This window comes from Xanthomonas pisi DSM 18956 (genome assembly GCF_001010415.1).
GTDB lineage: Bacteria > Pseudomonadota > Gammaproteobacteria > Xanthomonadales > Xanthomonadaceae > Xanthomonas > Xanthomonas pisi.
On record NZ_JPLE01000015.1, the window covers coordinates 85,363 to 96,812 of the forward strand.

Sequence of the window (11,450 nt, forward strand, 5' to 3'; positions counted from 1 at the left end):
ACCACCTCAAGCAGCGCAGCACACGCCGGTCAGCAAGCGCAGCTGCGCACGCGGCAACCACTCAGCAATTGGTCACCAACGTGCGCTGGCGTTGCTCCTGCCACACCGCCAGCGCGTAGACCAGCAAGCCGCCAAGTGCCGTGGCTGCACCCACGTACCCGGTGGAGGTCCAGCCCCAGCCCGCGGTGATCGCCATGCCGCCCAACCAGGGCCCCAGGGCATTTGCGGTGTTGAAGGCGGCATGGTTGGACGCTGCCGCCAAGGTCTGCGCTTCGGCTGCCACATCCATCAGGCGGGTCTGCAACGCAGGCGCCAGCGCGCCCATCGTGCCAACCGCCACGATGGAGACGAACACCCACAGCCCCGAGTGCGCCGCCAACGGGAAGGTCAGCATCACCACGATCGACCACACCAACAGCACCGGCACCGCGCGGAACTGCATGCGGTCGAACAACCACCCACCCAGGATGCTGCCAAGCACGCCGCCAACGCCGAATGCGGCCATCGCCAACGGAATGCGCGCAGGCGCGACGCCGGTGACCGCAGTCAAGGTTGGCGCCAGATAACTGAAAACGCAGAACATCCCCGAGAACCCCACCGCACCGATCGCCAACGCCAGCCACACCTGCGGCTGATTGAACGCACGCAGCTCGCGCAGTGGCTGCTGACGCGGCTCGTCCGGCGCAGGCGGCAGCAATGCCGCCACCGCCGCCACCGTGCCCAGCGCGATCACCGATACCGACGCATACGCCCAGCGCCAGCTCACCAGTTGCCCCAGCCAGGTCGCCAGCGGGTTGCCCACCAGCAAGGCCACGCTCAGGCCCAACAGCACGCGCCCTACCGCGGTGGCGCGTTGATTGGGCGGGCTGATCGAGGCGGCGACCAGAGAAGCAACGCCGAAGTACGCGCCATGCGGCAGGCCGGCGATGAAGCGACACAGCAACATCGTGTGATAGCTGGGCGCCAGCGCACTGGCAAGGTTGCCCAGCGCGTAGAACACCATCAGCAACAACAACAAGGTGCGGCGCGGCCAGCGCGCGCCCAGGATCGCCAGCAACGGCGCACCGACCACCACACCCAGCGCATAGGCGCTGATGACATGGCCTACCTGCGGCTCGCTGATCTGCAGGCCCTGCGCGATCTGCGTCATCAGGCCCATCGTGGAAAACTCGCTGATGCCGATCGCAAAGCCACCCATCGCCAGCGCAAGCAGGATCAGCACGTAATCGCGCCGGGGCACGCGCGGCGTTGAGAGGTCGATATCGGACATGCCCGACTCCAGGATGACGGGGCGGCTTATTATTGTGCAATGCAGCAATCAGCGAAAGGTGTGGGCCGACCACGGTTCAGCGCCGATCCGCAGCACATCACAGTTCGACCGGCCTGAGGCGGTGTGGAGACGCAGTGTCCTATTGACGTCGCTCGAATCCGCTTGGGTCCGCCACCATCGCTGTGTGGCACCGCGATCGGCGTGGTGCCGCGCCTGGCGCGATCCCACTCGAACTGGTTGCTGATGTCCAAATCCACTGAATCTCCGTTGTTCTCCCCGGTGCGCCTGGGCGCACTGGATCTTGCCAACCGCGTGATCATGGCGCCGCTGACACGCAACCGCGCCGGCGCCGGCCAGGTGCCCTCGCCGCTCGCCGCCGAGTATTACGGCCAGCGCGCCACCGCCGGCCTGATCGTGGCCGAAGGCACGCAGATCAGTCCGCTCGGCCAGGGGTATCTGGACACCCCCGGCATCCACACCCAGGCGCAGGTCGAGGGCTGGCGCGCAGTCACCGATGCAGTGCACCGCCGCGGCGGCAAGATCGTGCTGCAGCTCTGGCATGTCGGCCGCGTCTCGCACACCAGCGTGCTGCCCCCGGGCGAAGTGCCGGTCGCGCCCAGCGCCATTCGCGCCGAAGGCAAGACCTACACCGCGAACGGCTTCCAGGACGTGTCCGAGCCGCGCGCACTGGCGCTGGATGAAATCCCCGCGCTGATCGAGGACTACCGTATCGCCGCACGCAATGCGATCGACGCCGGGTTCGATGGCGTGGAAGTGCATGCCGCTAACGGCTATCTGCTGGATCAGTTCCTGCGCGATGGCTCCAACAAGCGCACCGATGCTTACGGCGGCGACATCGAAAACCGCACGCGCCTGCTGAGCGAAGTGGTGCAGGCCATCGCCGACGAAATCGGCGCCGAGCGTACCGGCGTGCGCTTGTCGCCGGTGACCCCGGTGTATGGCGCGCACGATTCCGATCCGCAGCCGTTGTTCGAACGTGCGGTCGAGCGGCTCAACCTGATCGGCGGGCTGGCCTTCGTGCACGTGATCGAGGGCGCCACCGGCGGCCCGCGCGACAACATCGCCTTCGACTACGCCGCGTTGCGTGCCAAGTTCGATGGTGCGTGGATCGCCAATAACGGCTACGACCGCCGCATGTCCGAACACGCCATCAGCAGCGGCTACGCCGATGCCATCGCTTACGGCCGCCCGTTCATCGCCAACCCGGATCTGGTGCGTCGCCTGCGCGAGAACGCGCCGCTGACAGACCTCGACCAGACCACCCTGTACGGTGGCGGTGCCAAGGGCTATACGGACTACCCCGCACTGGCGGACTGATTCCACCCTCCGGCTTGACCGATCACCGCCGCAACCAAGGCGGCGGCGATCGGTCAGCGAACACGGTGCGGCATACCGCCGCGGACCGGACGGCCTGGCGGTCCTGCATGCGCCGCGGAGGTTCGCATCGCGCACCGACAGCGCAGCGTCGCCACATGACGCGCGCATCGCCGGCAGCTAGCATCCAGGTAGCCCCTGCTGCCGGATCACCGATGCGCTGTCTTCTCTCGTTTGCCCTGTGCTGCACGCTGTTGATCGGCGGGCAGGCGCTTGCCGTGCCGTTCTGGGGCGCGCGCCAGTCCAGCCCTGCCGATACCCTGCCCGCGCAGCTCGAGCCGGGCCAATGGATCTGGGGTGGCGTCAGCAAAGGCTGGGGGCCGATGGCGGTGATCGTCAGCCTGACCGAACAACGCGCCTATGCGTATCGCAACGGCATCCTGATCGGCGTGTCCACCATCAGTTCCGGCAAGCCCGGGCACGAAACGCCCACCGGTGTGTTCACCATCCTGCAGAAGGACAAGGACCACCGCTCCAACATCTACAATGCCGCCCCCATGCCATATCAGCAGCGGCTGACCTGGGACGGCGTCGCCCTGCACGCCGGCGGCCTGCCCGGCTATCCGGAGTCGCACGGTTGCGTGCATCTGCCTTCGGAATTTGCGCGATTGCTGTTCGACAATTCCAACATGGGCATGGTGGTGGTGGTCGCACAGGCCGGCATCAGCGCCGACGATGTGGTGCATCCGCGCGCGCTCAGCCCGATCGATCCCACCACCGGCGCCGAGCGCGCCCTGCTGCCGCTGCCCAGCGGCCAGGCATTCGCCTGGCAGCCGGAGCTGGCACCGGCCGGCCCGATCTCGATGCTGATCAGCAGCACCGATCAGCAACTGGTGGTGTACCGCAACGGTGTGGAAATCGGACGCGCGCAGGTGGCCTTGCATGCGCAGCCCGGCGCGCCGCTGGGCACGCAGGCGTTCATCGTCGGCCAGGGCTTTCTGCCGGGCGACCTGCCCGGACTGCCCGGCCAGCGCATGCCCAACTGGATGCGAATCGGCATTCCCGGCAGCACCTCCGCGGCAGGGCAGGCATTGGACGCGGCCACCGTCGCGCGCCTGCAGGTGCCGCCCGCATTTCTGGCTGGCCTGTTGCCGCTGCTGACCCCTGGCGTGGTGTTGGTCGCCACCGACCAGCGCATCCTGCCGCAGACCACCGGCGCCAAGCTGCAGGTACTGGATTCGGACCCACCTGAAACGCCATGAACGTGCCATCAGCGCGTTGACTGGACCGGACGGCGGCAACGAGTGCAGCTTGCGCGGCGTGCCGCGTGCCACCTCCCCCACCGCGCAACGTTCTTGTTTGACGGGCTGATCCATCGCGGCGGATCGTGCGATTGTCAACGCAGCGCTGCAGGCAGATGATGCAGCGACCTCATTGCCAGGGATGTGCGTGATGCGCCTGTTCGCTGCGGTTCTGTTCGGCATCCACGTTGCGGCCTGCACGATGGCCGCTGCATCGACACAAACCACACGTCCTGCGGCAGCAAGCGCAGACTGCCTGGATGCGCGGCAGGTTGCGGAACTGCATCAGACCGACGCGCGCACGCTGGCCGTCGCCCAACACGACGGCCGCTTGTTCCGCCTGCAGCTGGCGCAGGACTGTCCACGGCTCGCCGCACAGGCAGACGCCACTTTGCTCGCCCCGCACGGTTGGGTCTGCAACGGCGCCCAGGCGTTCGTCGGCGTCGGGCAGCAACGGTGCGCCATCAGCCAGGTCGCCACGCTCAGCGCGCGCGACTACGCCGGCATTGCCCGGCAACGCGACCGCGACGCAATACCCACGCTGGACGGCGTCAGCGTACGCCAAGCGCGCCGTCGCAACTTCGCCGGCTCATCCAGCTACTGCTTCAATCCCAGCATGTTGCGCGCGTGGTCGGAAGACGCCCAGGGCCTGGTGGTGGAAGTGTCGCCTCGCCATCCCGGCACGCATCGCCATTATCGTGTCGAGTTGATGGACAGCTGCCGCGAACTCAGCGGCGCACCGCCGATTCGCTTCGTGTCCGGCATGAGCCTGAATGCGATCTGCGGCAATCCCGGCGACAAGGTCGATGTCCTCGACGAAATCGGCCTTGCCGGTGCAAGCGTCGGTGCGGGCCAGCATGGCGACCTGAGCACGACGCGCGGCGGACAGTCTGGTCGGATGCGCCAGAGCTGCATGGTGGCAGCGGTGTATCCGCGCGATTGAGCGTGCCGCAGCGTAGGAGCGCGCTTGCGCGCGATCAAGCGTTATCGATACCTCGTGCATCGCGCGCAAGCGCGCTTCTACACACGCTGGGTCACAGGCGACCGACGCCGCAAAAGTCTCACGCCTTGCGAAGGAAACAGGTCTTCAGCACCAGTCCCTTGATCTTTTCCGAGTTGCCTTCGATATGTTCGGCATCGTCTTCGACCAGGCGGATATTGCGGATCAGCGTGCCCTGCTTGAGCGGAATCGACGAACCCTTGACCTTGAGATCCTTGACCACCGTCACCGTGTCGCCGGCCTGCAGCACATTGCCATTGCTGTCGCGCACGAGCGTCGCGCTCGCGGCGGCCTCGGCTGCGCTCCATTCGAAACCGCAATCGGCGCAGACCGACAACGCACCGTCGCCATAGGTGTTGTCCTGGCCGCATTGCGGGCAGGCGAGAGCGGTAGACATGCAGGTCCTTGAGCAAAAACGGCTGTGGATTGTAGCCCCCCGGCGTTGCGATCACGCATCCGGCACGGCGGCGGCGCGATAGTGCCGGGCTTATCGAATCCCCCGCAGGTCGTACGTGTCCAGCCAGCCAGCGCCCCCCACACCTAGCGCCATAGACCCCGGCAACACCAACGGCGACCCCGGCAATACGGGCCAAGGCACACCTGCAAAGCCCAAGGGCTCGCATCTGGTGGTTTACGTTGCGCTGGCCGGCAACCTGGCCATCGCAGTGGCCAAATTCATTGCAGCAGGCATTTCCGGCAGCTCGGCCATGCTCAGCGAAGGCGTGCATTCGCTGGTGGATACCGTCAACGAGGTCCTGCTGCTGTATGGCTTGCGCCGTGCTGCGCAAGCGCCAACGCCGACCCACCCATTCGGCTACGGGCGCGAACTGTACTTCTGGAGTTTCATCGTCGCGCTGCTGGTCTTCGCAATGGGCGCCGGCGTCTCGCTGTACGAAGGCATCGTGCACCTGCGTCATCCCGAGCCGGCCAAGAGTCATCTTGTCGCCTATTGCGTGCTCGGCGTCTCGATCGTGTTCGAAGGCATTTCCTGGGTGGTGGCGCTGCGCGAGTTTCGCGCCAAAAAGGGGCGCATGGGCTATTTCGAGGCGTTTCGCCAGAGCAAAGACCCCAGCACCTTCACCGTCTTGCTGGAAGACAGCGCGGCGTTGATCGGCCTGTTCATGGCGCTGCTTGGCCTGGCCGGCGCGCAGCTGCTGGACATACCCGAGCTCGACGGCATCGCATCGATCGGCATTGCCGGCGTGCTCGCCTTCACCGCTTTCCTGCTGGCGCGCGAAACCAAGGGCTTGCTGATCGGCGAGCCCGCGCATGCGCACGTCACCGAGTCGCTGCTGCGCATTGCCGCCAGCGACCCGGATGTTCGCGCCGCCAACGGCGTGCTCACCATGCAGATGGGCCCCAACCAGGTCGTCGCCGCGCTCAGCGCCGAGTTCGAAGACAGCCGCACCACGCCGCAGATCGAAGCCTGTGTCGGGCGCATCGAAGCGGCGGCCAAGCGGCAGCATCCCGAGCTCACCGCGCTGTTCATCAAACCGCAGACACCGGAAACCTGGCGCGCGCGCCGCGCACAGATCGAACGTGGTGCGCAGACCGATTGAGCACGCGCACAGGTAGCTGATGCGCACGCCAGCGTGTGCGAGGTGCGGCGTTTCAGCCGGATGTGCGCCGCACCTTGAGCGCCAGCGCAGGACCGCCAGCGCAGGCGCAGACCGCGCCGCAAGCCGATCTGCACCCACATCGCCCGTGTCCGCGCAGCAAGACATTGCTTCGCAGTCTGGCCATGCCACGCTCTCCACCAAGCTGATCCTCGCCCCAACCGCAACGGCAGCCGCGGTTGCATGACCGGCTTCGATTGCCTACGGTGTGCGGGCTGCATCTGTTCGCATCGTGAGTCAGCCGATGCACTCCCCTTCGATCACCCGTCATGGAGGTTTCCAATGGAAATCAGCCAAGGTCGTGTTGCGACCATTCATTACACACTTTCCGACGACAGCGGCCAGGTCTTGGACCGTTCCACCCCTGACACCCCGCTGAGCTATCTGCACGGTGCCGGCAATATCGTTCCGGGCCTGGAGCAGGCACTGGACGGCAGGCGCGTCGGCGACACGCTCACTGCCGACGTCGCGCCTGAGCAGGGCTATGGCCCGCGTCATCAGCAGCTGATCCAGCACGTGCCGCGCGATGCCTTCCCCACCGATGTCGAGGTCGTGCCCGGCGTGCAGTTCGAAGCGCGCACCCAACAGGGCCCGGTGCTGGTGACCGTGACCGAGGTCGGTCCGGAGCAGGTCACCGTGGACGGCAATCATCCGCTGGCCGGTCAGACCCTGCACTTCGCGGTGGAGGTGGTCGAGGTGCGCGAAGCCACCACGGACGAATTGAACCAGGGTCACGTAGACGACATCGCGGCCTGACACGCTGTGCCGCGTGCCGATGGGCACGCGGCACATCGGCCGGGGCGCACTGCCTGTGTGCCGATCTGGACGGAGGACGCGGCAGCCGTAGTACAGTGCGCGCCCCGCTCTCAGGCACTGTGCATGAAACTCGGCATCGACTTCGGTACCAGCAACTCCGCCGCCGCGGCGATCGTCGATGGGAAGGTGGCACCGGTGCGCTTCGGCGAGGCTTTGCAGTTCCGTACCACGGTGTATTTCCCCGACACCATGCGCGACCCGGAGGATTTCAGCCTCACGCCCGCGCTCGAATACGAAATGCAGCGCCTGATCGACTCCGGCCGCCGCGATGCCGTTGCCGCCGGCCGTACACCCAATCAGGACAGCCTGCGCCGCGAGGCGCTGCGCATCGTGCGTCGGCAATGGATGGAAGAGCAGGTGCGCGAGCCGCGCAGCTCGGCGGCACTGCTGCAGAACGCGGTGTACGGCGACGATGCACTGGACGCCTACTTTCTCGAAGGCGAAGGCAACCTGGTGCAGAGTCCCAAGTCGATGCTGGGCTACAACCTGCATCCGCGCGCGCGCCAGACCATCACCGGCATCGCCACGCACGTGCTGGAACATATCCGCCTGACCGCCTCGCGCCAGTTCGATCTCAACATCCGCACCGCCGTGCTTGGCCGCCCGGTGCAATTTCGCAGTTCGATCGGCGAGGCCGGCAATGCGCAGGCCCTGGAGATCCTGCAGACCGCGGCAATCGCTGCAGGGTTCGACAGCGTGGAGTTTCTCGAAGAGCCCGCAGCGGCGGCGATGCATTACCACGTCAGCCATGACACCCGCCACGACACGGTGGTGGTGGACATCGGCGGCGGCACCACCGACATCGCGCATGCCAGCGTCGGCGGCAGCGCCCCGCCGCAGGTGCACCGCGCCTGGGGCATCGCACGCGGCGGTACCGACATCGATCTGGCGCTCAGTCTTGCGGCCTACATGCCGCTGTTCGGCCGCGGCATCACCCGCGTGCCGGCGCACCACTACGTGGAAGCGGCGATGGTGCAGGACATGACCCGCCAACGCGAATTCCGCCTGCACAAGTACCAGGACGTCCCTGCCCCATTCGACAAACGCCTGCAGGCATTGCAGGACACCGGCAATACCGCGCGCCTGTATCGCGGCGTGGAAGCCTGCAAGATCGCACTCAGCGAGCTCGACCGGCACCAGGCATCGCTGGACTTCATCGAACGCGGGCTGGGCGTGGATGTGCAGGCCGGCGCACTGGTCGCGTCCGCTTCCAGCTATCTGCGCGAGCTGGAAGGCCTGCTTGCGCAGGTGCGCGCCGACCTGGCCGCGCCGCCGGCCACCCTGTTCCTGACTGGCGGCATGTCGCGCGCCGGCTATATCCGCGATACCGTGGCGGCGGCGTTCCCGGAATCGCGCCTGGTGCATGGCGATCCCTCGTTCGGCGTGGTGCAGGGCCTGGCATGGGCGGCGGCACAAGGCGCCCGCCCGTCGGAGGGTTAACACAAATCGGCGCTCAGTGCCTATAATAAGCGGTTGCTGCCTGACGCCCCGCCGTCGTGTCAGCAAGGCACGCTCGCCGTGCCACCGCGATGGCGCACCGAACGCGATCGCACTTCTCGACACCGCTTCCGTGCGCACCACCCTGGCCGCACGCGGTGTCATTGCACTTCCCCGCTACAGGAGGCCACATGGCACGTCCCGCGACCAAGCAGAAATCCCAGCCCAGCATCGCTCGCAGCGAAGGCAAGTCGCAGCCGCTCAGTCGTGAGCGCATCGCTGCCGACATCGCCGCGTTCCGCAAGACCGGCGGCCGGATCGAAGTGCTCACCACCAACTTCGGCCCCGCCCGCAACGACGGCGACAAGATCGCGTAAGCAGCGAGTACGCTAGCGCTTGCTGCGCAGCGCGCGCTCAAGCAGCTGCAGCCAAGGGGTTCCTTGACGTGTTACCGACGTGCCACCGCGAGGTGGCACGTTTGTTTTCGGCATCAGTTGCTGTAATCGATACGCACCGAGCCCGAGTGCGACTCCAGTTTGATATCGCCGTTGCCTGCGCCCAGCGTCGCACGCAAGCTCTTGCCGGGGCCGTACTCCGGCCGTTCGACCCGCCCGGCCACCGAGCGGATGTCGCCGCTGAAGACCTCTGCATTCAGCGCCGCCGACACGTTGCGCGGCACGCCCAGCGTGATCGTGCCACTGACGCTTTCGGCAGAGATGCTGCCGCCCGGCGCCAGCCCGCTCACCGTCACTGCGGTCGAGCCGGACACGCTTTGCGAACGCAACTGCGAGACCTGCCCCGCACCGATCCGGATATCGCCGGAGACGGACTCGGCCGACACGACCCCGCTGGCACCGGCTTGCGCGTCGATCTGCCCGCTGACCGTGCCCAGCGTCACCCGCCCGCTGCTGACCGTGCTGCGCAACGTCCCGCTGATCGTCTCCAGCTGCGCTTCCTTGGCACGCCCGCGTGCCACCACGTCGCCACTGACAGACTTGAGCTGCAACCGCGCAAGATCGACCTGATCCACATCCACCGACGCGCTGACCGCATCCACCTGCAGCATGGCGGCACGCGGTACGCGCAACTCCAGCTGGGCCCCCCTGCCGCTGCGGCTGGTGCGCGGATAGATCACCTCCAGCTGCAACCGGTTCGAACTCGCATCGACCTCCAACCGTTGGCCCTCGCCCAAGGTCCCGGTCAGCGCCACCTCGTCGCGGTCCCAACCGCGCACACGGATTTGCCCGGCGATGTTTTCCAGCTCCACGCGCCCGCCGCGCGCCAAGGGATGACTCTGGTTGACCGCGGTTTGCGCAGCTGCCGGTGCCGCGCACACCGCAGCCAACAGCAACAGGGAAACAGATGCGTAGTGCATGAGCATGCTCCTCAACTGAGAAAGGGTGTCTGGCCCTGGGAGGCAAGACGGGTCAACTGCAGCCGCTTGGCGTAGGTGCGCTGCAGTTGCGATAACAAAAAGGCCGACTGCGGACTCTGCGCGATGGCAGCGTGGATGGCCTGCGCGCTTTGATCCAGCTCGTCCAGCGCGGGGCGCAAATCGGCCGGCACCTGCTGCACCGGAACCTGCGCAATGGCCTGCTGGTATTGCCCGGCCATCGCCTGCGCCTGCGCGACGAGCGCCGGCTGCGCAGGACGCAGCGGCGATGTGTGCTGCCTGAGACCGGGCACGACCGCGACCACGGCCACCGCCGCTGCCAGTGCTACCCCGAGCACCGGCATCGCCCAGGAACGGCGGCGCGGCCGGCGCGCCGCCACAGTGGCGTGCGGCACCAATCCCGGCGCGATGCGCTCCCATACCTGCGCAGGCGGCTGCCGCTGCTGCGGCAACGCCTGCAAGCGCGCACGCAGCGCAGCGTCTTGCGCCGTGGACTCGGCGTCGATGCGATCAGGGGGATCGGGGGTCATGCGTGTTCTCCAAGCCGGGCGCGCAGCAGACCGCGCGCGCGATGCAGTTGTGCCTTCGAACTACCCACTGCCATCTGCAGTTGGTCGGCAATTTCCTGGTGCTTCCAGCCCTCGATATCGTGCAGCACCAGCACCGCCCGGGCACGTGGCGGCAGGGTTTCCAGGGCACGTTCCAGATCCATCCGGATCGACTGACAACCCGCGCCATCGGGAACTGCCGCGAGAAATTCGTCAGCGTCGTCACTGGCGCGATCGCCAGACGCCGAGCGCGCGCGCAGTTCCATCAATGCGGTATTGACGGCAAGCCGATGCAACCAGGTGCCCAACGCGCTCTGGAAGCGGAACTGCGGCAACGCCTTCCACGCGGCGATGAAGGTGTCCTGCAGGACGTCATCGGCGCGCGCGGCATTCCCGCCGCACAGGCGCCACACCAGCGCATACAGCCGTGGCGAATGGCGGCGATAGATCGTCTCATACGCTGCGCGTTCGCCAGCGGCTGCCGCACGCGCCAACGCCGCGTCGTCGCGGTCGGCGGGAGTGGCGCAAGGCAGGGCGTCGATGGGCACGGAGGTGTCGAGCATAGCCAGTTGGATGCGCCGGGCAACGGAAAGGTTTAGAGCGTGTTATGCACGTTGAGATGAGATGCGTTGGCCGTCAGCGGTGCGGAGCGGGTGCTGCGTGGCGCCGGCTTGGCTGGCGCCAAGGCAAGCCGCGCGGCGCCCGCTCCGTGCCGCTGACGGCCAACCCTCCGG

The 11,450-nt window shown here is 67.0% G+C and carries 12 protein-coding genes; 7 read left to right on the plus strand and 5 right to left on the minus strand.

All coding sequences use genetic code 11. The features are described 5' to 3' along the window. Positions 1-61 precede the first annotated feature (61 nt). Positions 62-1,270 carry an MFS transporter gene (locus tag Y887_RS03795; protein WP_046963084.1) on the minus strand — a complete coding sequence of 403 codons (1,209 nt, stop codon included), beginning with the start codon at positions 1,268-1,270 and terminating at the stop codon, positions 62-64. Between the two features lie 243 nt (positions 1,271-1,513). On the opposite strand from Y887_RS03795, the gene Y887_RS03800 reads away from it, so the two are divergent. From Y887_RS03800 to Y887_RS18575, 3 genes are all read left to right on the plus strand, one after another. After that, a complete protein-coding gene (locus tag Y887_RS03800; protein WP_046963099.1) occupies positions 1,514-2,608 on the plus strand; it encodes an alkene reductase in 1,095 nt (364 codons plus the stop codon). A 212-nt stretch (positions 2,609-2,820) separates the two neighbouring features. After that, complete coding sequence (locus Y887_RS03805; protein ID WP_046963085.1) at positions 2,821-3,867, plus strand: L,D-transpeptidase; 1,047 nt, start codon at positions 2,821-2,823, stop codon at positions 3,865-3,867. Between the two features lie 181 nt (positions 3,868-4,048). After that, positions 4,049-4,849 carry a hypothetical protein gene (locus Y887_RS18575; RefSeq protein WP_084725916.1) on the plus strand — a complete coding sequence of 267 codons (801 nt, stop codon included), beginning with the start codon at positions 4,049-4,051 and terminating at the stop codon, positions 4,847-4,849. Between the two features lie 118 nt (positions 4,850-4,967). On the opposite strand, the gene Y887_RS03815 is transcribed toward Y887_RS18575, so the two are convergent. Beyond that, positions 4,968-5,303, minus strand: a complete 336-nt coding sequence (locus Y887_RS03815) for a zinc ribbon domain-containing protein YjdM (RefSeq protein WP_046963086.1) — start codon at positions 5,301-5,303, stop codon at positions 4,968-4,970. A 115-nt stretch (positions 5,304-5,418) separates the two neighbouring features. On the opposite strand from Y887_RS03815, the gene Y887_RS03820 reads away from it, so the two are divergent. From Y887_RS03820 to Y887_RS03835, 4 genes are all read left to right on the plus strand, one after another. Next, the gene (locus tag Y887_RS03820) at positions 5,419-6,465 is read left to right on the plus strand and encodes a cation diffusion facilitator family transporter (protein WP_046963087.1); all 1,047 of its coding nucleotides are present in this window, start codon (positions 5,419-5,421) and stop codon (positions 6,463-6,465) included. A gap of 339 nt (positions 6,466-6,804) precedes the next feature. Then, positions 6,805-7,278, plus strand: coding sequence for an FKBP-type peptidyl-prolyl cis-trans isomerase (locus Y887_RS03825; RefSeq protein WP_046963088.1), 474 nt, complete (start codon positions 6,805-6,807; stop codon positions 7,276-7,278). Between the two features lie 123 nt (positions 7,279-7,401). Next, complete coding sequence (locus Y887_RS03830) at positions 7,402-8,778, plus strand: Hsp70 family protein (RefSeq protein ID WP_046963089.1); 1,377 nt, start codon at positions 7,402-7,404, stop codon at positions 8,776-8,778. Positions 8,779-8,966: 188 nt separating this feature from the next. Beyond that, positions 8,967-9,152, plus strand: a complete 186-nt coding sequence (locus tag Y887_RS03835) for a hypothetical protein (protein ID WP_010366034.1) — start codon at positions 8,967-8,969, stop codon at positions 9,150-9,152. Positions 9,153-9,265: 113 nt separating this feature from the next. Here the strand turns inward: Y887_RS03835 and Y887_RS03840 are convergent, their stop codons facing one another. Genes Y887_RS03840 through Y887_RS03850 form a run of 3 tightly spaced genes read right to left on the minus strand, consistent with a single transcriptional unit; the run spans position 9,266 to position 11,279 of the window. Continuing rightward, positions 9,266-10,150: a DUF4097 family beta strand repeat-containing protein gene (locus Y887_RS03840; RefSeq protein ID WP_046963090.1), complete on the minus strand. Its 885-nt coding sequence runs from the start codon at positions 10,148-10,150 to the stop codon at positions 9,266-9,268. 11 nt (positions 10,151-10,161) lie between these two features. Continuing rightward, positions 10,162-10,698, minus strand: a complete 537-nt coding sequence (locus Y887_RS03845) for a hypothetical protein (protein ID WP_046963091.1) — start codon at positions 10,696-10,698, stop codon at positions 10,162-10,164. Further along, positions 10,695-11,279 carry an RNA polymerase sigma factor gene (locus Y887_RS03850; RefSeq protein ID WP_046963092.1) on the minus strand — a complete coding sequence of 195 codons (585 nt, stop codon included), beginning with the start codon at positions 11,277-11,279 and terminating at the stop codon, positions 10,695-10,697. Before Y887_RS03850 ends, Y887_RS03845 begins: the two co-directional genes overlap by 4 nt. Positions 11,280-11,450: the final 171 nt, after the last annotated feature.